Raw genomic sequence first — 24,180 nt, 5'->3', positions numbered from 1 at the left:
TGAGAGATACTCAAAGATTAGAACTTCACTAGAGATTGCAAGTGAGTTTAGGTATAGAGAGCCTATAATGAGCAAGCAGACTCTTTTTGTAGCAATCTCTCAGAGTGGTGAAACTGCCGATACGCTTGAGACACTAAAGATGGCAAAGGCAGCAGGTCTTAAAACATTGGTTATCTGTAACGTGGACAACTCCTCCATGGTAAGATTAGCAGATGCGACTATATTAACAAGAGCCGGAATAGAAAAAGGGGTCGCTTCAACTAAAGCATTTGCCACTCAGGTTACTGTTTTTTGGATGCTCTCTTTATTTGTAGCCAAGTTTAAAAACTCACTTAGCAAAAATGAGATAGCTTCACATATATTACTGCTCCGTGAAGTCCCCTCTCATGTAAAAGTTACAGATGAGATGCATGAGCGTATAAAAAGATTATCTAAAAGATATCTTCATGGTCATGGCTTTTTCTTTATCGGTAGAGATATTTTCTATCCGTTGGCGCTAGAGGGTGCATTGAAGCTCAAAGAGATATCATATCTTCATGCGGAGGGCTATCCTGCTGGAGAGATGAAACACGGTCCTATCGCACTTGCCGATCCTGAACTCTTTACCATAGCACTGCTACCTAAACATCTCCTCTATGAAAAAGCAAAAAGCAATGTTGAAGAGCTGAGTGCAAGGGATTCTACTATCTGCGCAATAAGTCAGATAGGGTTTGATAAAGCAGATGACTTTATAGAGATTTCAACTTGTGAGCACTACATGTTAGAGTTTTTTGAGATGATGATTGTTCTACAACTTCTCTCTTTAGAAGTATCCATAAGATTGGGTAATGATGTTGATATGCCAAGAAACTTGGCAAAAAGTGTAACTGTTGAATAATTATTTCTTATTTAAAACTAAATTTATATTTACTTAGATATTATAAAAAACAATATTACCATAAAAGAGCATTCTACATGACAACAAAATCAAGACTTCTAATTATCGTCACCTTCATGCTTCTTGCATTAACAACTGCAACGATTATAAATATTTCTCTAAATTTTAGAGAATACAGTATCAACAGCGCAGTAGAGAAATCTCAAATGGCAGCAAATATCGTCAAAGATGGTTTAACCGCGCATATGGTCAATGGCATGATGGATAAAAGACAATATTTTTTAGACAAAATCGCTACAAGTAACAATATTAAATCGCTCTGGATTGCAAGAGGGGAAAATGTCATCTCTCAATATGGAGAGGGTCTGCACTCTGAGACAATCAGAGATGCTCTTGATGCGCAAGTCCTAAAAACGGGTGAGAGCATCCAAAAAATTACTGAAAATACTAAAGATACGACTCTAAGAGTAACTATTCCATATAAAGCTTCAACTCCTGCAGACAACACAAACTGCATCTCATGTCATAATGTAAACAGAGGAGATACGCTAGGTATTATAAGCATGGAGTTTGATATAAGCGACATGAGAAGCAGCGGTATGATGACTATACTTAAGATATTAGGTATAAATCTCCTCTTTATAATTGTTGTTTTATTATTAATTAACTACTATGTAACTCCATATATGAATCTCTTCTCAAATCTTCAAAACGGTATTAAAAAGGCATATAGTGGAGATTTTACACATGAGTTTATCTCTAAAGTCGGTGGAGATGCTAAAAATGTTGTTGAGCAGATGAATTCCCTCTTTAGAAAAATGCAAGAGACCTTTGGAGATATAAAGTACAATCTTGCAACTTTTATACCACAGGGAGCCGCACTATCAAATGACCCACTTCATGAGGCAAAAACTATTATTAGCGAACTGTCCGATATTTATAAATTTAAAAAGACTATCGAACTTGACGGCTCAAAAGATGAAGTCTATACAAGAATTATAGATATACTAAAATTAAAATACCATGTCGGTCACTTTGCTTTTTATGAAGTAAACAACGTAACTGCAGAGAGAAAACTTATATACACTACTGAAGAAGAAGAAAATATCTGCTTTGAAAAAACAAATAAGAATGCGCTGGAGTGTAGAGCACACAGAACCAATAGTGTTACAATATCAACCGAGTTTCCAAATCTATGCCAATCTTGCATCTCTCTTGATATTGATTATGTCTGTATCCCGTTTAACATAAACCATGATGTCTCTCTAGTCGTCTCCATGACTTCAGACAATAGAGATGAAGTCGCTCTTATGAAAAAAAATATTCCTAGCATAAGACACTACCTTGAGGCGGCAAAACCGGTTATAGAGAGTCAAATACTGATGGAAAAACTAAGAGACACTTCACTTCGTGACGGCATGACCGGTCTTTATAACAGAAGATTCCTAGAAGAAGTTATAGATAAAATAATGAGCCATGCAAATAGACACAAAGAGAGTTATGCCGTCTTAATGCTTGATGTAGACTTCTTTAAGATGGTAAACGATACTTACGGGCATGACACGGGGGATAAAGTGATTGTAGCTCTCTCAAAGGTAATTAAAAACAGTATTCGAGAAGCAGATTTGGCAATTCGATACGGCGGAGAAGAGTTTTTAATACTACTAAGCAATGCGACAGATGATGGAATAATGAAGGTTGCTACAAAAATTCACTCTGCTTTTGGCGCACTATCTTTTGATGTAGGATCATCTGAGAGTCTAAAGAAGACATTAAGTATCGGTATAGCAAAATTTCCGACAGACGGCGACACTATATGGAAATGTATAAAGTATGCAGATACTGCTCTATATGAAGCTAAAAATACCGGAAGAAACAAAATTGTAGAGTTTAAACCAGAGATGTTCCAAGGAGAGGATTTTTAATCTTCTGTATACACATTCTAAATAAAATTAAAAGAGTGATGTAATTGCAAGGCGCTGACGAGGAAGCATACTTTTGTATGTGACGAGTTAAGCAACGCAGCAAGTGCGTTACTATTTTAATTTTAAACTATTTACTTATGTGCTACAAGCACTAACACCTGGAGGTGTTGTAGGCTGAACAGAGTCATTGCTTGCTCCGCCCTTTGCGTTTACCTCTTCAATCGTTGCCCAGATAGCCTCAGCTGCAGCCATATAGCGTTTTGCACTCTCGCTTGTAGGGTTTACAAAAGTAATAGGCTTACCTTCATCTCCACCTGTTCTAATGCTCGGCTCAATTGGAATCTCGGCAATTATTTTAGTGTCAAACTCTTTAGCCATAGGCTCTGAAGTCCCTTTTCCAAATATGTCGTACTCAACGCCGGTATCAGGAGCTATAAAGCCGCTCATGTTCTCAACGATTCCTGCAATTGGAATATTTAGCTTCTTAAACATATCTAAAGAGCGGCGAGAATCATCAAGTGAGACAGCTTGAGGAGTAGTAACAGTCAAACCTGCAGTAACCGGTACACTTTGAGCCAAAGTAAGCTGTGCATCACCTGTTCCGGGAGGCATATCTATAACTAAAACATCCAAATCACTCCAGAGTATATCTCTTAGAAACTGCTCTATAGCTTTCATAATCATAGCACCACGCCAAATAAGTGACTGCCCCTCTTCCATAAGTGAACCCATAGACATCATCTCAATACCGTAAGCCTTGATTGGAAGAACTTTATTTCCGGTAATCTCAGGTTTTATATCTGACACTCCAAGCATACGAGGAATATTTGGACCATATATATCAGCATCCAAAAGTCCTACCTTCTTGCCTTGAGCCGCAAGAGCAATAGCGATATTTACCGATGTGGTAGATTTTCCGACCCCGCCTTTACCTGAACTAACCATAAGAAAGTTTTTAATGTGTGGCGCTATATTTTTACTTTTTGGCTGTGGAGCCTCCGGCATTTTTGGAGCTTTTACATTTACACTTACATTAGCGGCACCGACTGCTTTTAGCTCTGCAGTTGCATCATCGGTTATCTGCTGTGCAACCTCCGGAGCGCTTGATGTTATCTCTACATTAAAACTAACATCATTGCCGTTTATCTCTATACTGTTTACAAAACCAAAAGTAACTATATCTTTAGTAAAACCGGGATATAGAACTTTTGATAGTGCAGAATTTACAATATCTTTTGTCATATCTTATTTTTTCTCCTCTATTAATTTTTTATTTTTTGTAACTCTACCATAATTAAATAAGACAAAAATTATCCTATATCAATTAATTAATTTCTTTAAGCTCCAAGAGCCTCTCTCTCTTTTGCTTCTCTTGCAATCTGCTCGACAGCTTCAGGGTTGTCCATAATGTTTTGAGTAATCTTGTACGAACAAAATTTCGGTCCGCACATAGAGCAAAATTCTGCCTCTTTAAATACATCTTGAGGCAGTGTTTCATCATGATACTCTCTGGCACGTTCACTATCAAGTGCCAGCTCAAACTGTCTCTCCCAGTTAAAACTATACCTAGCATCACTCATCTCATCATCTATGTCTCTAGCTCCTTTGCGCCCTCTTGCAATATCTGCCGCATGAGCCGCAATTTTATAGGCTATAATTCCTTCACGTACATCATCAGCATTTGGAAGCCCTAGATGCTCTTTTGGCGTTACGTAGCAGAGCATACTAGCTCCATGCCATCCGCCGACTGCTGCACCGATTGCCGAGCTTATGTGATCATATCCTGCAGCAATATCGGTAACTAAAGGTCCCAGTATATAAAACGGCGCTTCATGACAAAGTTCACGTTGTAGTTTCATATTGCGCTCAATCTGATTTAATGGAACATGTCCTGGACCTTCAATCATAACTTGAACATTTTTCTCCCAAGCACGAAGTGTTAAATCACCTAAAACCTTTAGCTCTCCAAGCTGTGCATCATCACTCGCATCAGCCAAACATCCCGGACGTAACGAGTCTCCAAGCGAGAGAGAGACATCATACTTAGCACATATATCCAAAATATCGTCAAATGCCGTATAAAAAGGGTTTTCTCTATGATAGTGCATCATCCAAGCAGCCATCAAACTTCCGCCGCGGCTCACTATCCCCATCTTTCTTTTTGCAATCTTAGGCATTGTCTCAAGCAGAAAACCTGCATGAATTGTAAAGTAACTCACTCCCTGTTTTGCTTGACGCTCTAAAACTTCAAGCATTACTTCAATGCTTAAATCCTCTATCTTGTTTCCTACGTCATGAAGGATTTGATAGATAGGTACTGTTCCAATTGGAATTTTTGATGATTCGATTACCGCTTTTCTAATCTCATCCAAATCACCGCCCGTAGAGAGGTCCATAGCAGTATCGGCCTTATAGTGCTGAGATACTTGCATCTTTTCAACTTCACCGGCAACATCAGATGCAATTGCAGATGAGCCTATATTTGCATTGATTTTACATTTTGCCGCGATTCCAATTGCCATAGGTTCTAGTGAAGTATGGTTTACATTTGCCGGAATAATTAATCTTCCTCTTGCAATTTCACTGCGAACCAACTCAGGAGATAGCTCTTCTACTTTTGCTACATACTTCATCTCTTCAGTTATTATGCCCTGTTTTGCGTAGTACATCTGCGTTTTAACAGGGTCGCTTTCGCGCTCTTGTACCCATGAAGTTCTCATATTTTCTCCTAAAAATTGTAATATATTCTATATTAAGTAGTGAAAATATAATCAAATAAAGTTAATATAATATTAAGTTGATTATTTGCTTTTATAATTTATATCTATTTTCTATATTTAAAAAATAATTAATTTCTTCAAGATAAAAAAAAGCTTTCAATGTGTATAATTTCGTAACACTTGTAATTTAGAGGAGCTTCTTTGTCTAATTTAACGCTCATCTTACTTGCTGCAGGTAGTTCTTCGCGCTTTGAACTGAGTGTTAAGAAGCAGTGGTTAAGAGTCGGTAAACAACCTTTGTGGCAATTTGTAGCAGATAAGTATGAAAAAACAACATATTTTGACAAGATTATTATAACCTCATCATGTGACGATATTGAGTTTATGAGACTCTACTCTGATTTTGTTTTTGTAGAGGGTGGAGCGACTAGGCAAGAGTCTCTACAAAATGCGCTTAAAGAGGTGAGTACCGAGTATGTTCTTGTAAGTGACATCGCACGCTCATGTGTAAGTAGTGAATTTTTGCAAAGAATCATATCCCACATTGGTAAAAGTGATTGCATTGTTCCTTATCTAAACGTTACAGACACAATTGTTTATGATGACAAAACTATAGATAGAGAAAAGGTAAAGAGAGTTCAAACTCCTCAGCTCTCCCTTACTTCTGCTCTTATATCTGCTCTTATGCAAGATGAAGAGTTTACCGATGAGAGTAGCGCAATAGTTGCTAGCGGAGGGAGTAGAGAGTTTATTTTAGGCGAAGAAGGTGCTCTTAAAATCACTCATATCAGTGATTTAAAAGAGCTTGGCTGTCTTGAGCCTCCATCTGATGATACTCTCAGCGGAACCGGATTTGACGTCCACGCTTTTGACGATAAAGGCGAAATGTATCTTGGCGGGGTAAAGATAGACTCAACATATGGTTTTAAAGCCCATAGTGACGGCGATGTTGCTATACATGCTCTTATCGACGCTCTGCTTGGTGCAGCTGGAATGGGAGATATAGGGATGATGTTTCCTGATAGTGATGAATCCTTTAAAGGTATAGATTCTAAGGAGCTACTTAGAGTAGTTGTTACAAAACTTCGCAACTTCGGTTTTGTAATCATTAACGTAGATATAACAATAGCAGCACAAAAACCTAGAATCAAAGATTATAAAACGACAATGAGAAAAACGCTCAGTGCAATCTTAGATATTGATAGCCAAAGAGTCAACATAAAAGCTACAACAACAGAGAAGCTCGGCTTTATAGGCAGAGGTGAAGGTGTTGGTGTGATAGCTAATGCGAATTTAAAATATTACGATTGGACAAAGATTTGAAGATACTAATTATAGAAAATGAAGTTTATTTGGCTCAAAGTATTGCTACAAAACTTAGCGAAATTGGTCATGTGTGTGAAATGTGCACCTCTACAAGAGATGCACTAAAAAGTAACAGCTTTGATGTTGTTTTACTATCGACAAACATCAACGGTCAAGATTTCAACCCTGTTATTGAAACTTTTAAAAACTCCATCGTTATCTTAATGGTTTCATACATTAGCAACGACACAGTCTCAAAACCTCTCTCTGCCGGTGCTAAAGATTATATATTAAAACCCTTTATGATTGAAGAGTTGATTAGAAAAATAAATCACTATCAAGATTACGATAGATTAAAGAAGAGAAATGAGGCATATGATAAATATCTGACACATAACTTCTCTTCATTTTCCGGTGAACATGACTTTGAAAATATAAATTTTCCTCTGCTAATCTCATCTTCTTACCAAAAGCATGCTGACTCTTTTGCTTTTGAATATGCAAAAAAGAAAAACTTACCACTACACTTCATAACTCTTAGTGACCCAAAATCAATGAGCGAAATAGAGTCAATAACAGGCAATTCTCTTATCTATATTATAGACCTTCAAACTCTTAAAAAAGGCGATAGAAAAGCTCTATACTCTCTGCTTAAAGATAAAAAAGCGATAGTTACTAGTACCGACAAAATAGATGATAATGAGCTTAATGTTTTAGAATTTAAGAGTGAAAATAAGATTTTTGATCAAGGAGAGATTCTCCCTATAGAGGATTATGTAAAATTTATAGTTTTGAATTATCAACATAAATTTCCTGATACGGAACTCTCTAAAAAGCTTGGAATAAGCCGCAAAAGCTTATGGGAAAAACGGAAAAAATATGACATCATCAAGAAAAAATAGAACTCTACTTATAGATAAAGAGGCTGCTTTTGCGCTAGAGCTTCTAAAAGACGGTCTGCTCTCCCCTGTTGAATCCCTTATGAATGAGCAGCAGAGTAAAAGTGTCTTAGAAACAGGACTTATAAACGGTAAATCCTTCCCTTTTCCCTTTATATTAACTCCATCAGGAAAGATGAATGCAGATGTTTTAAGTTCAGCTAAAAAAGGCGAAGAGATTACCATTCTTTTTGAAAAAGAGCCGTTTGCAACACTTATTGTAGATGAAGTTTTTCATATAGACCCAAGTGATAGAATAAAACAGATATACGGAACATCCGATATTTCTCATCCGGGGGTAATGTCAACATTTAAGAGATTAGGCTCCTTAGCGGTAAGCGGTGAGTACACTCTTGTAAATGAGTCTAGAAATACAAACAAAAAAATAATTCAAGAGGCAAAAGAGCTTATAGGCGCAAAGCATACAACTGCTCTTGTAATGGCAGCAAACCCTCTTCACAGAGCGCATGAGAAACTGATTCGTCAAACTCTTGAAAACACGGACCTGCTTGTTATATTTTTGCTAAAACCATATACGGAATCAAACCTATCATATGAAATAAGAAAAAAAGCTCTTGACTTTTTTATAAATAATTTTTTAACAAAAAATCATGTTGTAGTCGTACCGCTTGAGAATAGCTATATTTTTGCAGGATATAATGAGATAATACTTGATGCAATTGTTGCAAAAAACTATGGCTGTGATAGACTGACAGTAGGACGCAATCATGCAGGACTTGGAATGTTTTATGACTGTAACTCAAACAAATCAATTATTGATAAAGTCATAGGGATAAACATAGATATTACAGTAGCTAGCGAGTATGTTTACTGTGATGAGTGCACTACTCTAGTTAGTAAAAACACATGTCCGCATGGACAACATCACCAAATATCTTATCGTGCAGACTCAATTCTTGAGCTTCTAGAGCTTGGTATTTTACCGCCGACTATTCTCATTAGAAAAGAGATTTCTGCCGTAATCCTCTCAAAACTATTCCCAAATAGGTTTAAAAACTTAGAAAAACTTTACTATGATATTTTACCTATCGAGGGTCTTTTAGAAGAGCATACTGAAAAAGGCTTCTACTTAGAGTTGATGAAACTATATCAAACAACCTCTCTTACTTAAGGAAATAGATGAACTGGTTTTTTATAACTTTAGGATACAGTGGGCTTTCTCCAAAAGCTCCCGGCACTGTTGGAACTCTTCTCTCTCTGCCTCTTGGGATGCTAATACTTATCTATTTTGATGCACAGACACTCTTTTTAGCAACTATTTTAATCTCAGTAATTGCAATTAAAGAGATTAACAAGTACGAGAAAAAAAGTGGAATTCATGACGATAAACGTATAGTTATAGATGAGCTTGCAGGAATGTGGTTTGCACTAAGTGTCGCACCTGCAATAAGCGTAAACTTAAGTGAAGTCACAGATTTACAAAACGGTTTTTTAGTTCAAAGCTTGCTCTCGTTTTTACTCTTTAGATACTTTGACATAGCAAAGCCCTCTATCATAGGCAGACTAGACCGTGAAGCAAAGGGCGGAGTCGGTGTAATGGCTGATGACATAGTAGCAGGTTTTGTAGCAGGTATTTTAAGTGCCCTTTTATGGCAAGGGTGGTTACAGATTCAAAATCTGTTATAAAATTCAAGTTGCTTACCAAAAATTAAAATATAAAACTAAAAATGAGGAAGGATACTATAGTATTTGACGAATGTAGCAACGAAGCAAATGCTTCGCTATTTTTGTTTTAGATAAATAGGGGGTCGGATGATGGCTCTATCTCTTCAAAATCTTCTATAATCTGCGTAAGCATCTTCATAGTTTTTTCAGCCTTATTAATATGCTCATCAAAAATTGGCTTTGATTTGCCAAATGCTTCACCTAACTCTTGATACAGCAAAATTCGTCCATTTATATGCTTATTTATCTCGCCAAAAGCATCCTCTAAATATTTTTTAGAGTTTGTGTGCCTAAAAAGAGATCTAATCATCTTTATACGCTCTTTTATAGGAAGCGACTCCTCTATCGCTTCTGCAATTCTCTTTATATCTAACCTTGAGAGATAAACTCCGCTTATTGCCGGTGCCAAAAGTTTGGATGTAAGGGCATCAACAAACTGCGGAACCGGCTCCTCATCCTCTTTGTCGCCCACGTCAGGGTTGTTTTTTAAATCCTCCGGGTCTACTGAACAGCTATCTTTTACAAACTTGTCAAACTCTGCTCTTAAATCACTTAAATCGTCTTGGTTCATTTCTTTTCCTTAATTTTTTTGCAAAAAATGAAGGAAGCCCTCCATTTATTTGTCCGTCAAAGGAACTCGTCCCTTTGACTTCGCTAGCCGCTATGGCACTGAAGATTGCCTCCTTGAGGCAAACAAAGCTATGCAAGAACTTTGTTAAAATCTCATATCACTTTTGTCATGCTCTAGATGTTTTCTCTCTTTTAAAAAGTCAAAAACAGCTTCTGAGAACTCATGTAGCATATCATCAAATCCTAGATATGGTGCTCCGAGTTCATGCGCTCTTATCTTAAGCGGTGAGAACTCTTTTTTTTGTTTCATATCCAAATTTATATCACTTAATTTATTTACCATAGCTAAAGCACTAAAATCACTAAAATCAATAACTGCGTCATAAGATGAAAAATCTATCTCCATCCCCTCTGCTATGCGATTTATGTCAGCATCTACCTCTTTTATCTCCTTGGTAAAAAGCATAAGCTTCTCTATATCATCATTGAAGTATCCTAATTCAAAACCCTCTGCAAAATAGCAAAACGCTTTAGCTCTAGCACCTACTCCAAGAAGAGCCACCCTCTTACAGTTTTTCTCTTTTAAGAACTTTACCAATACTCTCATGCCCAAAATATCGCCTAGAAGAGTTTGACCGTCTCTTAGCACAATATCGCATACTCCTGAGTGTTTGACTGCTTCGCTTGCCTCATCTAAAATCTCCACAACGCTCTTGATGTATTCACCCGATATTAAAGCACCGTTTACATGAGATTTTTTCATATTGGCAACCGTAAAGAAAAAGTCATCTTCACGTATATTCATCGGTATCATCATTGCATCTTTATTATTTAACTTAAAGAGTTTATTTAGTGTTGCCGAGATACTGCTTTGCCCTGCGTACTCCCCTATAAAACCGTAAAGTTTTGTATGATGAGATATCTCATTACCGTTGTTCATCATTTTATATATCTCCTTTTATTCCCCAAAGCTCTCTAACCTCCTCTTCCTCTGCTTTACATCTGTAGCACAACCTATCATTGGAGTTTGAACTAAATATGACATTACACTCATCACATCTTCTTACATTGAACTTTATTAAGTTATGAACCTCCGGCTCAAAAAACTCTTTAACTCTATATGTGGGAGCCAGAGTAATAGCCTCAGGCTCGCATACATCATGACATATATGACACTTTATACATAAAAAAGGGTCAAAATCTATCTTAGAGTTTTTTATATCTGAACTAAGTGCACCGCTAGGGCAGACCCTGTAACACATCTGACATGCGGTACATGTATCGCTGTTTATCTCTTTCATTGATGTAAACGTTAGTTCATCCGCTTCTATAATGTGGTAAATAGAGGGCTTTTGAACTCTTTTAGCGGCGGTAAAGAAGAGCTTTCTTCTATCTGTTATGCGTTTTTGTTTTAAAAGTGCAATATCGCTTTTTTGCAGAGTATGCTCAACTAACTCATCTGTGGCTTTTTGTATCTCTTTTTCAAACGCATGTTTTGTTTTAACAGCACCTGCTAAATTTACTTTACTGAAAAACTCTCTTCTGTTACTACTTTGGGCTTGAGTTGACTCTACTTTTTCGTACTTCACATCTTCGAGTTTTATCACGGCACTGCTCTGCATAGCTTCGAGTATATAGAGAGCTTCTTCGTGATTTTTCTCTATCTCTGGCTTGCATTTATGAGCTATTGCACACTCATTGCAATGCCCCATATCAAAGATAATCTCTTTTTTAAGAAGAGCCATTGATATAATATTTTCAATATTTAGAGCCGCTATACAAGGGACATTTTTTCTACATGAGATAAGATTATCGCTATCTTCTATAAAACTAAAGAAGAAATCGGTAGGATTAAAATCATCCAAAAAAAGTGCTTCGTTAGGACACACGGCATCACATGCGCCGCACCCTACACATGCAGAAAAGTTGATTGCAGGGAGTGGATTACTCCCGACTACAATAGCCTCGGTCGGGCAGATAAGTTCACATTTGTTACACTCACTCTCCTTTGAGAGAGAGCGGACACAACGACTAGCTTTGAGTTGTATCATTTAAAGATTAAGCTCCTTGGCTAAATACTCATTATCGCTAAGAATAAACTCCAAAGCCATATCAGCCGCGTCATAATAAAGAGGTGTCCTAGCTTCAAATTTAACATTTATGAGATACATAGGAGCCCACTTTAAAAGATGCTTGTTTAAAAACTCACTTTGAATCTCTTTGAGCTCTTTTACCGCTTCTTTATCACTCTCTAAGAGAGCTTTTAGCTCTGCCTCTGCCAGATGATGCATAAACTCAAGTTCAACACCGATGTGGTCTGCAGAGATTGTACGTGCAACTTCAAAATCAACCATAAAATTATATGCACTATACATATCTGTTACCGGATTAGCACCGCCTGTCTCTATCTTTTGATCTTCTCTTATATAAAAAGTTTCATAAGGAATTAGATGCAAAAGAGAGAGGTTTACAAAATCAGGATTTAAATACTCTTCTAAAAGTTTAGTGTTGCTTACCTCATTAAACGGCTTCCACTCTTTTAAAGTCGGGAAAAAATCTAAAATATTTTCATCGCTTTTTATTGTTTGCAACATCTCTTCATCTAACTCTTGTAGTAGTACACGAGATAGAAGTGCGTAAATATTGGCTCTTGCTTTTGTATTTTGCATATTATTTTGTTCTTTGTATTAATTTTTTAAGCTGTAATTCTATCGCAAAAGTCTAAATCTATGGTTAGGGTAAATGATTAAAGCAAATTTACCTCTTATATACCCTCCGCAATCATGGCATCTGCGACTTTTTTAAATCCTGCAATATTTGCACCGTCAACATAATTTCCCTCAACCCCGTAATCTTTAGCGGTAAGCGCAACTCTTTTACAAATCTGCTCCATAATAAGCTTTAGTTTCTCATCAATTTTATCAAAATCCCATCTCTGCATAGAGGCATTTTGACTCATCTCAAACTCACTAACTGCCACACCTCCGGCATTTGCTGCTTTTGCCGGAGCAAAACATATATTGTGATTTAAAAAAGAGTCTATTGCTTCATGAGTTGATGGCATATTTGCCCCTTCACTTACACTTACACAACCATTTGTTATTAAGTTTTTAGCATCTGCTTCGCTCAACTCATTTTGAGTTGCACATGGAAATGCTGCATAACATTGAATATTCCACACGGCACGCTCACCATCTTCATAGTCACTAACCGGAGTATATTTAGCATCGGGGTGAAACTCTAAGTAGCGCTCTAGCGAGGCTCTGTTTTGAAGTTTAAGCTCTTTTAATAGCGGCAAATCAACTCCCCTACGATCATATATCATACCTCTTGAATCGCTACATGTAACAGGAATCGCTCCTATTTGCAGGAGCTTCTCAATAACATGTAGTGCAACTTTTCCGGCTCCGCTTACGGCGCAGATCTTTCCTACCAAGCTCTCTTTTTTTTCTAACTCCAACATCTTCTGTGTAAAATACACAACACCGTAACCCGTAGCCTCGGGTCGCATTAAAGAACCCCCAAACATATATGGTTTGCCTGTTAAAACACCATCGTAAGATGATGTTATTTTTTTATACTCTCCAAAAAGATACCCTATCTCCCTTGCTCCGACTCCGATATCGCCGGCAGGAACATCTATGCGAGGTCCTATATACTTATGAAGCTCTGTCATAAAAGCTGAACAAAACTTCATTATCTCAAAATCACTCTTGCCTTTTGGGTCAAAATCACTCCCGCCTTTTGCACCGCCTATCGGCAATCCTGTAAGCGAATTTTTTAAAATCTGCTCAAATGCTAAAAACTTTAAAATACCCTCATTTACACTTGGGTGAAAACGGAGTCCCCCTTTATATGGCCCAAGAGCGTTATTAAATTGTACTCTGTAGCCGGTATTTACTCTTATGTTGTTGTTATCATCAAGCCAGCTTATTTTAAACTTTATAACTCTATCCGGTACTATTAATCTCTCTAAAATTGCATATCTATTATATTTATCATCAGAGTTTAGAAGTGGAGATATCGAGTAGAGCACCTCTTGAACAGCTTGAAAAAAAACATTATTCTGTGCACAATCTCCAACTAAATTTTTCTTCATATTTTCTTGAGATATGTCCATAAATGTCCTTATTTTGGCTAATTAAAAAGCAGATTATACAAAAATATCTTAAAGTGAAAATTATTTTTATTTTTACAGTAGTGTTTAATTGATATAAAACAAATATCTTTGTAGCAATTTATGTTAAAATTCGTAAAAAAGGAGCTCCCATCACTTATACAATTATTCATACCATCCATATCTTTTCTGTTTTTATTTATGGCGGCTTTCTCTTTGTTGATATACTATTTTTATCTAAGATGAATCAAACGCTAAGCGATGATGAGCAAGCAAAGGCTAGAGAAGCCATTATGATTCATGTAAGAAAAGTTGTACCTTACGCTCTAATGGTAGCGGTTGCTAGCGGCTTGTACCTTATTACTCAAATTTTTGGCAAAATTGAAGGTGGCTCACTCTCCTATTTTCAAACTCTTCTTGCAATAAAAGCATTTTTAGGTTCTTGGCTAGGACTAAGAGGAATTAATCAAAAACTCTTTAAAATTGACCCATGGGTTTTTAAGAGTCACTTCTTCCCCTTTAGCCTAGTTGTCGTAATAATCCTTCTCTCTCAATTTATGTTTCTATAAACTTATATCTTAAGGGACCATTTAAACTTTTTAGTATAAAATGTGATTTTTTTATCTCGAAAAATTACTAAAACTAAGAGGTTTTCTATGTTTAAAAATTTAAGCATCTATAAAAAGATGAACTACTTTATTGTTATGGTGACGGTCTCTGTTTTTTCTGCTGCTCTAGCAATATTTTTGGCAATGGAGTATATCGAATCAAAATATAATCACCTTCATCACAACTCTATGATAGGCGGCTTAACAACGCTCAAAATAGAGAAAAACCTCAATTATGTCAGCAGACTATCAAGAGATATAATGTTAGGCGGCGACTATGACAAAAATATAGAGAAACTTGACAAAACTATTAAAGATGTCCAGAGAGATTTTAATGCCTTAGAAGAGCTTATGAGAGAAGAGCCCTCTTTCAATATAGTAAAAGAGGCAAATAACTCTACTATGCTCTTTTTAAATAATACGCTAAAGATGATGAAATCTCTTAGTTCGCAAAATATAAATGAGAATAAAGATAAAATCTACAGCGATTACAGTAGTGAACTTACCCCTTTTGCAAACACCTCAAGAGAGTCCTTTAAAAAGCTTGTGGAGCTAAAAGCACAAGAGCTTGAGCATGACTCTTCAGATTTAGGAACTGTAATAAATTTCTTTAAGTACTTAGCTTTGATAGCGGGTATCTTTGTCGGTCTTGTAGTGTTGATACTTGCTACTATAATAAGAAAATCTATAATATCGGGTATTAACGATTTTACTTCCCTTATAAGCTATGTTTCTAAAGGTGATTTTAGCCACAAGGCTGCGACAACTGAAAGGAATACGGAGCTCGGTATTATGGGGTGCGAACTCTCCCAGCTTATTGAACATACACAAAACCTTATACATGAAATTAACACTACAATTACGGATGCCTCTAAAGGTATATTTACTCACCGTATATCCTCAGAGGGGATGAGCGGCGAATTTGTAGATGCAATACAGAGCGTTGGAAAAAGTATAGAGTTTATGAAAACTCAACATCAAAAAGCTCAAAGAGATGTCTTTAACTCAAAAATCAGTACAAGAAGCGTAAAGGTAACTGAATCCCTCTCTATGATTATCTCTGATTTGGATGAAAATCTCAACAACCTAAAATCAGTCACTTCTGCAACAAAAGAGGCTTCTGATTTAGCAGATAACTCACGAAACGACATAACAAATATTACTAACGAGCTACATACTCTAAATGAGCAAGTAAATATCAACAACGACAGTATTAGCGAAATAGCTAGTCAAGCAAATGAGATAACCTCGGTAATACAGCTAATAACAGATATTGCCGATCAAACAAATCTCCTAGCACTAAATGCGGCTATTGAAGCAGCACGTGCAGGTGAACATGGACGTGGATTTGCGGTTGTTGCAGATGAGGTAAGAAAACTTGCAGAGAGAACCCATAAAGCTACGGGGGAAATCTCCATATCTATTAAATCGCTTCAACAAAACATGAGCGAGATCCAAACAAGCTCAGACAATATGAAACAAACGGTAGAGGGATCTGCGCAGAAGATTAATGGTTTTGAGGATACGCTTATAGAGCTAAGCGAAAACTCTTCCAAAATTGTTGATTTCTCCTATAGAATGGAAAATAGCATATTTATAGTTCTTGCGAAACTAGATCAGATACTCTTTAAATCGCGTGCTTATAACTCAATAATATCTCTAAAAAATGTAGTGCCTTCAAAAGCCGGAGATAAGTGTCGTCTTGGAGAGTGGTGCTCAGAGGAGGGAGAAGCTAGATTTGCTCGCACACAATCTTTTGCTAAACTAGAGGCTCCTCGCGTAAGTGTAAGCAAAAAAGTTCATGAAAATCTTAGTTTTCTTGAAAAAGATGCACAAGAGCAAACTCTGAAAAATTCAGATAAGATTATAGAAAATTTTGATGAGATGGAGAAGGTCTCTTCTGAGCTCTTTGAACTGCTCGATACAATGCTAAAAGAGTAGGTTTATAGCACTTTACTCCCACTCCTCATACTTTGAGTGGGAGTGTTTCTCTTTTTTGTAACGTCTGGCATTTTTGCTCTTATCAAGCTGATTTGATTCATATAGAATCTCATCTTTTATCTCATCAATCTCTTTACTGCTCTCTTTATAGCCTATTATTTTTTTAACCAATTTTTGTAAATCCTGCAAGTCTCCCTTATAAAGAGCTATCTCCTCTACTCTCTTGAGAACTTTTAAGCTATTTTCTATTTTTTTATCATACCCCTCCTTAGAGAGGTTCGCACTCGTAGAGAGATATGAGAGAATACTCTTGTGAAATCTCTCTAGTGCTCTTATATATCGAAGTCTGTGCGCATTATCTATCGCTTTTTGTGATGCCATTTCCTACTCATTAATTTGTTTTTTGATATAATTATACACTTAATTTTAGCGTGGAGTGCTGTTTTGAAGAAAATATTTTTATCTATTTTAGTTTTATCTTTATCTCTTTTTGCTTCTATTAAAAATCAAGATGCGTCATACGAGTTGCTTAACTCAAATATACCTATTGTTGACATAAGAACACCCGGAGAGTGGAAGGAGACCGGTCTGCTAAAAGGGGCTATTCCGATTATGCTTTTTGATGAAAAAGGAAATTATGATCTTAAGGTTTTTTTGGAAAAACTAAACGGCAACGTTGATACTAAAAAGCCGTTTGCTATCATTTGCAGAACGGGAAGCAGAACAAAAATACTGGCACAATTTTTATCTCAAAAACTAAACTATGATGTTATAAACATGACAAACGGAATGGTTTACGTCAAATATAAAAAACTGCCTATTACTCCATATCGTTCAAACTAAAATATTGCAATTTTTTAAATTTTTGTTTTATCTATCTACAAGGTTAGCGCTCCTGTTTGCTCTTATAGCGCTTATAGCTTTTCTTCTTTGGGCTATATTATATGCGATTTTTCTCTAAAACTGCAGGCGGCTCTATACTATTTACCATGGCATAAAGTGTAGGTAGATATATTAGATTTAAAAATGTTCCCCAAAGCAGTCCGAACCCCAAAGATATAGCAATCGGCTGAAGAATCACTGCCTGACCGCTTGCATAAAATATAATAGTAATCAGACCTAAAAACGTTGTAACAGAGGTGATTATAATAGGACGAAGCCTCAACTTTGCCCGCTGTAAAAACTCTTCTACTTTATGCGTTCCTTTTAGAAAGTCAAGCATAATAATTCCATCATTTATTACAACACCGGCAAGCCCTAATATTCCTATAACAGAAGGCATAGAGAGGTTTATTCCAAGCAGTTTATGCCCAATAAGTGCACCAAGAGCAGAGAGAGGAATTACACTCATAACCATTAGAACATACTTTATCTTTGAAAAAATAAGAAGCATTGTCAAAAAAATCAGAAATATTGCAAAAAATACAGCGTTTTTCATATCATCTTTTAATTGTTCATTCTTCTCTTTTTCCCCTAAAAGCTCAATATTTACTCCCATTTTTGCTATCTCATCAAGTGTAGGCTTTAACATATCTAAAATCTCTTCAGAAGTTATATTTCTTTTATCTACATTTGCAAAAACAGTTTTTATGATATTGCCGTTTAGCTTATTTATCTTCTCATAATCTCTAATCTCTGCAATATCCGCGATATCAGAGAGTTTTACATATCTACCGTCTCCAAGCGCTATATTAAAATCTAAAAAAGTAGAGATATTATCTTTTGCACTATCTTCTGTTCTTATCTCCATAATGCCCAAATCATTAAACGTTGTAGCCTGTTTTTGATCTAAAAAGTATGCACTAAGCGTCCTTGCAACAACCGCTTCACTAAGCCCCAGGCTCTCTCCATAAGAGTTCACTTTAACCTTGTACTCCATTTTTCCATATTTTATATTATTGCTATAATCTTTAACATGCTCTATCTTTGCAAGCTCCTCTTCTAACCGCTCTATGCCTTTTTGAAGTATATTATCATTGTTTCCTGAGAGATTTATCTGAATATCACTTCTAATAAGCCCCGGTTTATCCTCCATGACACCGAGGTCTTCCATCTTGTACTTATCTTTATAGACACTTATTATCTCTTTTGCCCGAGGAGAGAGTTCATATGTCTGTTTCTCTCTTATCTTTTGGGGGTCATTAAACTCAAAACTAAAATTTAAAACAGGATTTATATACTTATCTACCCAGTTTGTATCAACCCTGTCATAAAGCTCCATGGTAATCATAAAAACGCTATTGTTTCTTTGTGTCTCCCCTGATAGACTTCTTCTATAGCCGACAACCGATGATATTGCCTTTAGAGAGAACTCTTCTGCATGCTCCATCAGTTTTGCTTCAATCTCTTTTGAAATCTCATAAGTATCTTCCAGAGGTGTGTTAATATCTAGTTTTCCGGATATATATAGATAGTTTCCGTCAAAATTTGGAAAAAATTGAAACTTCATAGATTTTGCAGTATAAAAAGTAGCTAATGGAATTAAAATAATAAAGAGTAGAAGCGATAATTTTTTATAGTGTAAAAAACGTAAAATCACTCTCTCATAAAGATTTTGAAATGGCACCCAACTAATTAGATTATTACTTTTTTTCAAAAACTCTTTTGCATGAAGCGGCAAAAAGAAAAAACTCTCAATTAAAGAGCCTATTAGAATTATAATTACCGTAATCGGGATTAGTAAAATAAAAAGAGCTATCTCCCCATGCATCATAAATATAGGCAAAAATGCAGCTACAGTAGTAATCGTTGCAAGCGAAACAGGAAGTATCATCTCTTTGACACCAACTATTGCAGCGTCATAGTTACTCATACCATCATCAATATGGCGTTGAATATTTTCGCTAACTACGATGGCATCATCTACCACAATACCGATAACAATAAGTCCTCCTAACAACGAGACTATATTTATCGAATAACCCATGTAGTATATACTTAATAGCCCTATAATAAAAGAGAAAGGGATTCCAAGTGCTACAATAATGGCAATTCTTAGATTTATCAAAACATACATTGACAAAAAAACCAGAATCAGACCAAACATTAAATTTGAAATAATAGTGTTTAATCTCTCTTTTACAGGTTTAGAACTATCTTGATAAAAATCAAAGTTTACCCCCTCATAGTTTTTTTCTATGCCCTTTACATACTCTCTAAGCTCCTTTGATAATACAAGAGAGTCTCCACTGACTCCTTTTGAGATGACTAGTGATATTGTTTTATTATTATTGTATGTTGCCAAGGTATCAGTCTGTGGATACTCGATAGTTACCTCAGCTATGTCACCGAGTTTTACGTACTTTGAGTCTATCTCTAAAATACTCTCTTTATACTCATCTGCATCTGCTTTTCCGCTTGCAGTAGATACATATGCAAAACTTCCCTTCTGCTCTATATTTCCTATTGGAAAAATATAGGAGAGGTTTGCTATTGCTTTTTGTACACTTGCGTGTTCAAGTCCGTATGCCAAAATTGCATCGGAGTTTATTTTAATTGTTACCTCCTCATTGGAGTCTCCGCGAATTAAAACCTCGCTGATATTATTTAGTTTTGATATTCTTGACTTCATATCTTGAGCTATTAGTGTAAGTTCCCCTATTGAGAGGTCCTTAGATGAAATAGCTAACCTAATGAGTGACCTTGTTTTATCAAGCAACCTTGCAACAGGCTCATTCATATCAGTAGGCAGGTACTGTCTACTAAGTGCTATAGCATCTTTTACGCGCCCAAGGGTTATCTCTTTGTTTGCACTATCACTAAGGGTTAGAAGTATCGCAAAAGCACCGGGAGTTATTGTTGTCTCTGTCTTCTCTATACCGCTAATATTGCTTATCTCATCCTCTATATCACGGACTGCCATCTTGTCCATAACATTAGCGCTAGCGCCACTGTAAGAGCCAATAACACTAATTTTATCAAGTTCAATATCCGGAAAAATCTCTTTTGGAATGTTTTTATAGGCGTTTATTCCCATAAAAATTAAAAAAGCTAAAAGCGCATAGTTTAATCTGGAGTTTTTTATAAAATATTCAATGAATTTTATCAATACAGGGCTCTTATAGAAGAGATTTTATAACGTTGCTTACACCTTGATGCAAATTGTAGTTTGAGATTGGGAAGTCAAGAGATTCATTTTCAAGGTTTACGGTATATCTTGATAAGTAATCACCCAAAACTCTTAAATCAATGCTCTTATATTTTTTACATATAGCATCGTCAAGTTCTGTTCTAAGTAAGACTCCGGCCTCATTTGATTTTTGAATTGTAAAGGCTAATGTTTTTAAACTTACAAAATCACTCCATTTTAAAAAAAGCTCCGGAGTAAGTTCACTTTGTGCTTCTCCTTCAGGATTAAAAAGCATCTCTGCATCTCTTAGAGGGATTAAAATAGATAGTATCGCAGCACTAAAAGGCACAACCTTGTCTCTCCAAAAAGGGGACTCATTTCTATTTTTTAACTCACTCTCTAATGTTTGTAAAATCGTTTCTATATCCGCATTTTTAAAAAGTGTATAACTCTCTTGTTTCATAAACTAATCCATTAAATTTTCTTGTTGTAGATTTTAGTATAATTTTGCTTTTAAGATACTTTTTTCATAAAGGCAAAACATTGAAACTAAACAAAAGTTTTACTACAAATCTAATCGCTTTGGCTCTTGTCATATTATCCTATTTCACAACAGACGATACTCAAAAAATCCTTCTATATTCGGGTCTTTTTGCACTCTCGGGTGCTCTGACAAATCAGCTTGCAATTCATATGCTCTTTGAGAAAGTACCTTTTCTATATGGCTCAGGAGTAATACCTACGCGTTTTGAAGCTTTTAAAGGGGCTATTAAAAATCTGATGATGAGTCAGTTTTTCACTAAAGAGCAGCTAGATTACTTTTTTAAAAATGAAGAGAAGAAGATAGATTTAGTGCCAATCATAGAGACAACCGACTTCTCTCCTGCATTTGATGCGCTTACTAAAACCGTAATGGAGTCCTCTTTTGGCGGTATGCTTGGTATGTTTGGAGGAGAGCGCGCACTAGAGAATCTTAGAGAACCGTTTTCGCAGAAGATGAAGAGTGCCGTTGTTAAAATAGTTCAGAGCCAAACTTTTAATTACACCCTGCAAAATCATCTTAAAAACTCATCTCTAAGCAGTGACATGATTAAAAATATTGAAGATATTATAGAGATAAGACTAAATGAGTTAACTCCTTTAGTAGTAAAAGAGATAGTTCAGCAACTCATAAAAGAGCATCTATCATGGCTTGTGGTATGGGGCGGAGTCTTTGGTGGAGTTATTGGATTGATAAGTTCTATGATACTATAGAGCATTGGAGTTGAATTTGCTTTGTAGCATAAAAATTATCTAACTATTTTTAGATACTTCATAAAGGCATCAACCATTATCTCATACCCCTTTTCATTTGGGTGGATATAGTCGATTTTTAGTCTCTTATCTGATTCAACGGCAGATAAGACATCCTCTTCAAAGAGGACTCCAGTCTCCTTTGCAACCTCACGGTAAAGAGCGTGTGTTTTAAATCCAAGGATACCAAAGTCAGGAACTCCGACAAGCAGAACCTTTGCTCCACTTGCTTCTATGGCTATTATCATCTCGATTAAATTATTTTTTAGTTTCTCGAGTGATAGTTTTCGTATAATATCGTTGCCGCCATGACAGAGTATAACAAGGTCAAAATTGCTCTCTAATAGCTTTGGGAGTCGCTGCAGACCCTCTGATGACTCTTCACCGGATATACCCTCATTTATAACACGAATACCCGTTTTTTTCTGAAGTTGTGATGGGTAACTATCCTCTTTTGCAACACCGTAACCGTAAGTAATGCTATCGCCAAAAGCAAGGATTTTAGAATCACTTTTAAGCTCAATATATGACAACTTTTCTCTACTCTCTTTTGTTAGAATTAAAAACAGCATAAAAGCAGTGAGTAAAACAGTTATAAGTTTTATTTTATTCATTTAGCTGTTTTAAAATTGCTATGCCGTGTACATCATTTTTGCAAGGATAACTATAAAAAGTCCCAAGACTAAAACAACTTTATGAAAATGCTCTTGCATAAAGTGAGGTTTTTGGCGACCTGTAAATTTTGTAAAAAGATTAAACAGCACACCCGCAGCAATAATAAGAGCCAACACTATCTTAATAACAAGCAGTTTTTGCAAATCTGTTTCAAAAAAACCTGCATTTGAGTTTATATATCTTGACATCATCATGCCGCCGCTAAGTACAATTATAAGAAGTGTAATAGGAAATATTTTAAAACTTTTTGCGCCCAATGTCTGATTTATCTCTTTATCCGTCTCTTTAGAGAACTTACCTTTAAGTGTAGATATCATAAATACGTCTGTAAAAACATAACCTAAAAACATGATTGCTAAAACTAAGTGTACTATATGTGCGTATGGATATACTGCTTCCATCGTTGCTCCTGTGTAAAATTAGTGCAATTATATCAAAGATGCCAATTGATAAACTTACATCTTTACTTAATCTCCTTACCTAAAGGTGTTTTAATAATCAGCATCTAGCTCTATAATGGGATTTTATTCTTATCTTTAACCGCGTTTTGTAGTTTTTCTTTTTTTAGTTGTTACCGGCTTTTTATAGTTTTCGCCTTTCTCGTTTTTCTTGATATTTTGAGGTTTTTTGTAAGGTTTTTTTGCTCTTTTTATCTCTACTTTTTTATGCTCACTCTTTAGCTTTAGCTCCTCTTCATCACGTCTGCGAATAGTAGGATCTGGCTCAAAACCCTCCACTATCTCTTGTGGGATTTTCATCCCTATAAGCTTCTCTATAGCCTTAATATCAAACTTTTCATATATGTCAATCAAGCTTATTGCCTCTCCTTCTCTTCCTGCACGACCTGTTCGCCCTACTCTATGAACATAGTCTTCCGGAATTGACGGGAGTTCATAGTTTATAACATATGGGAGCTCTTCTATATCCAAACCTCTTGAAGCGATGTCTGTCGCAACTAAAACTCTTGTTTTGCCCTCTTTAAATTCATTTAGAGTTTTTAGACGCTTAGCTTGAGCTTTATCGCCATGTATGACTCCACACTTAAGTCCATCCTTTTTAAGCTCAACAACAAGTTCATCCGCACTCGCTTTTGTTCTTGTAAAAACCAAAACCTGTCTAAAATTTCTTGAGCCGATTATGTAAGCTAAAAGCTCGGCTTTTTTATCTGTATCGACTAAGTAGGCTACTTGATTGATAGCATCTACAGTTGAGTTCTTTTTAGATGCTTCAATAAATGCCGGTTTTGTTAGTATAAGTTTTGATAGTTTTCTTACCTTGTCGCTGTAGGTTGCAGAAAATAGGAGGGTCTGATGCCTTTTTGGCAGAAGTGGATGGATGTTTTTTATCTCTTTTACAAAGCCCATATCTAACATTCTATCTGCCTCATCAAGGACAAAAATCTCTACATCTGAGAGATTCAGACCCTTTCCTATATGCTCAATAACTCTACCGGGTG

Annotated in this window: 23 protein-coding genes; 10 read left to right on the top strand and 13 right to left on the bottom strand. The window is 36.1% G+C overall.

Going from position 1 to position 24,180, the window contains the following annotated elements; genetic code table 11:
- Positions 1-877 (top strand): SIS domain-containing protein (locus M0Q20_RS08225; protein ID WP_295060440.1); only part of this gene is annotated, 877 nt, incomplete at its 5' end.
- A gap of 77 nt (positions 878-954) precedes the next feature.
- Positions 955-2,802 (top strand): GGDEF domain-containing protein, encoded by a 1,848-nt coding sequence (locus M0Q20_RS08220; protein WP_295060437.1) that lies wholly within the window; start codon positions 955-957, stop codon positions 2,800-2,802.
- A gap of 135 nt (positions 2,803-2,937) precedes the next feature.
- Here the strand turns inward: M0Q20_RS08220 and M0Q20_RS08215 are convergent, their stop codons facing one another.
- Complete coding sequence (locus tag M0Q20_RS08215) at positions 2,938-4,044, bottom strand: Mrp/NBP35 family ATP-binding protein (RefSeq protein ID WP_295060434.1); 1,107 nt, start codon at positions 4,042-4,044, stop codon at positions 2,938-2,940.
- Positions 4,045-4,139: 95 nt separating this feature from the next.
- Positions 4,140-5,522 (bottom strand): phosphomethylpyrimidine synthase ThiC, encoded by a 1,383-nt coding sequence (gene thiC, locus M0Q20_RS08210; RefSeq protein WP_295060432.1) that lies wholly within the window; start codon positions 5,520-5,522, stop codon positions 4,140-4,142.
- A 201-nt stretch (positions 5,523-5,723) separates the two neighbouring features.
- Here thiC and M0Q20_RS08205 point away from each other — a divergent pair, with 201 nt between their 5' ends.
- The 4 genes from M0Q20_RS08205 to M0Q20_RS08190 are packed head-to-tail and all read left to right on the top strand — an operon-like array spanning position 5,724 to position 9,412.
- Entirely contained in the window at positions 5,724-6,845 is a 1,122-nt protein-coding gene (locus tag M0Q20_RS08205) for a bifunctional 2-C-methyl-D-erythritol 4-phosphate cytidylyltransferase/2-C-methyl-D-erythritol 2,4-cyclodiphosphate synthase (RefSeq protein WP_295060429.1), read from the top strand.
- Positions 6,842-7,729 carry a response regulator gene (locus tag M0Q20_RS08200; RefSeq protein ID WP_295060426.1) on the top strand — a complete coding sequence of 296 codons (888 nt, stop codon included), beginning with the start codon at positions 6,842-6,844 and terminating at the stop codon, positions 7,727-7,729. The genes M0Q20_RS08205 and M0Q20_RS08200 overlap by 4 nt, the downstream gene beginning before the upstream one ends.
- Complete coding sequence (locus M0Q20_RS08195) at positions 7,707-8,897, top strand: sulfate adenylyltransferase (protein WP_295060422.1); 1,191 nt, start codon at positions 7,707-7,709, stop codon at positions 8,895-8,897. The genes M0Q20_RS08200 and M0Q20_RS08195 overlap by 23 nt, the downstream gene beginning before the upstream one ends.
- 8 nt (positions 8,898-8,905) lie before the next feature.
- Positions 8,906-9,412, top strand: coding sequence for a phosphatidylglycerophosphatase A (locus M0Q20_RS08190; protein WP_295060419.1), 507 nt, complete (start codon positions 8,906-8,908; stop codon positions 9,410-9,412).
- A 106-nt stretch (positions 9,413-9,518) separates the two neighbouring features.
- Here M0Q20_RS08190 and M0Q20_RS08185 read toward each other — a convergent pair whose 3' ends face one another.
- The 5 genes from M0Q20_RS08185 to gdhA all read right to left on the bottom strand — a co-directional run bounded on the left by M0Q20_RS08185 (position 9,519) and on the right by gdhA (position 14,120).
- Complete coding sequence (locus tag M0Q20_RS08185) at positions 9,519-10,022, bottom strand: hypothetical protein (RefSeq protein ID WP_295060417.1); 504 nt, start codon at positions 10,020-10,022, stop codon at positions 9,519-9,521.
- A gap of 144 nt (positions 10,023-10,166) precedes the next feature.
- Positions 10,167-10,964, bottom strand: coding sequence for a hypothetical protein (locus M0Q20_RS08180; RefSeq protein WP_295060414.1), 798 nt, complete (start codon positions 10,962-10,964; stop codon positions 10,167-10,169).
- Between the two features lies 1 nt (position 10,965).
- Positions 10,966-12,072 (bottom strand): 4Fe-4S binding protein, encoded by a 1,107-nt coding sequence (locus M0Q20_RS08175; RefSeq protein WP_295060411.1) that lies wholly within the window; start codon positions 12,070-12,072, stop codon positions 10,966-10,968.
- The gene (locus tag M0Q20_RS08170) at positions 12,073-12,690 is read right to left on the bottom strand and encodes a molecular chaperone (RefSeq protein ID WP_295060408.1); all 618 of its coding nucleotides are present in this window, start codon (positions 12,688-12,690) and stop codon (positions 12,073-12,075) included.
- A 95-nt stretch (positions 12,691-12,785) separates the two neighbouring features.
- Positions 12,786-14,120: an NADP-specific glutamate dehydrogenase gene (gene gdhA / locus M0Q20_RS08165; protein WP_295060443.1), complete on the bottom strand. Its 1,335-nt coding sequence runs from the start codon at positions 14,118-14,120 to the stop codon at positions 12,786-12,788.
- A gap of 260 nt (positions 14,121-14,380) precedes the next feature.
- Here gdhA and M0Q20_RS08160 point away from each other — a divergent pair, with 260 nt between their 5' ends.
- The gene (locus M0Q20_RS08160; RefSeq protein ID WP_295060405.1) at positions 14,381-14,707 is read left to right on the top strand and encodes a hypothetical protein; all 327 of its coding nucleotides are present in this window, start codon (positions 14,381-14,383) and stop codon (positions 14,705-14,707) included.
- Between the two features lie 87 nt (positions 14,708-14,794).
- Positions 14,795-16,687, top strand: coding sequence for a methyl-accepting chemotaxis protein (locus M0Q20_RS08155; protein ID WP_295060403.1), 1,893 nt, complete (start codon positions 14,795-14,797; stop codon positions 16,685-16,687).
- Positions 16,688-16,699: 12 nt separating this feature from the next.
- Here M0Q20_RS08155 and M0Q20_RS08150 read toward each other — a convergent pair whose 3' ends face one another.
- The gene (locus M0Q20_RS08150) at positions 16,700-17,068 is read right to left on the bottom strand and encodes a hypothetical protein (protein ID WP_295060400.1); all 369 of its coding nucleotides are present in this window, start codon (positions 17,066-17,068) and stop codon (positions 16,700-16,702) included.
- Between the two features lie 63 nt (positions 17,069-17,131).
- Here M0Q20_RS08150 and M0Q20_RS08145 point away from each other — a divergent pair, with 63 nt between their 5' ends.
- Positions 17,132-17,530: a rhodanese-like domain-containing protein gene (locus tag M0Q20_RS08145; protein ID WP_295060397.1), complete on the top strand. Its 399-nt coding sequence runs from the start codon at positions 17,132-17,134 to the stop codon at positions 17,528-17,530.
- Between the two features lie 97 nt (positions 17,531-17,627).
- Here M0Q20_RS08145 and M0Q20_RS08140 read toward each other — a convergent pair whose 3' ends face one another.
- Positions 17,628-20,735, bottom strand: a complete 3,108-nt coding sequence (locus M0Q20_RS08140) for an efflux RND transporter permease subunit (protein WP_295060396.1) — start codon at positions 20,733-20,735, stop codon at positions 17,628-17,630.
- Positions 20,736-20,745: 10 nt separating this feature from the next.
- The gene (locus tag M0Q20_RS08135; RefSeq protein ID WP_295060393.1) at positions 20,746-21,219 is read right to left on the bottom strand and encodes a hypothetical protein; all 474 of its coding nucleotides are present in this window, start codon (positions 21,217-21,219) and stop codon (positions 20,746-20,748) included.
- 80 nt (positions 21,220-21,299) lie between these two features.
- On the opposite strand from M0Q20_RS08135, the gene M0Q20_RS08130 reads away from it, so the two are divergent.
- Complete coding sequence (locus M0Q20_RS08130) at positions 21,300-22,010, top strand: DUF445 domain-containing protein (protein ID WP_295060391.1); 711 nt, start codon at positions 21,300-21,302, stop codon at positions 22,008-22,010.
- Between the two features lie 35 nt (positions 22,011-22,045).
- Here M0Q20_RS08130 and M0Q20_RS08125 read toward each other — a convergent pair whose 3' ends face one another.
- The 3 genes from M0Q20_RS08125 to M0Q20_RS08115 all read right to left on the bottom strand — a co-directional run.
- The gene (locus M0Q20_RS08125) at positions 22,046-22,663 is read right to left on the bottom strand and encodes an arylesterase (RefSeq protein ID WP_295060388.1); all 618 of its coding nucleotides are present in this window, start codon (positions 22,661-22,663) and stop codon (positions 22,046-22,048) included.
- A gap of 18 nt (positions 22,664-22,681) precedes the next feature.
- On the bottom strand, positions 22,682-23,125 hold the full coding sequence (locus tag M0Q20_RS08120; protein ID WP_295060385.1) for a hypothetical protein: 444 nt from the start codon (positions 23,123-23,125) through the stop codon (positions 22,682-22,684).
- Positions 23,126-23,260: 135 nt separating this feature from the next.
- Positions 23,261-24,180: helicase-related protein (locus M0Q20_RS08115; protein ID WP_295060382.1), on the bottom strand; the 920-nt coding region annotated here is incomplete at its 5' end.

This window comes from Sulfurimonas sp., assembly GCF_023229025.1.
In the GTDB taxonomy this organism is placed as follows: Bacteria; Campylobacterota; Campylobacteria; order Campylobacterales; family Sulfurimonadaceae; genus Sulfurimonas.
Note: the sequence above shows the minus strand (reverse complement) of the source record. Positions and strands in the feature narration are given on the sequence as shown.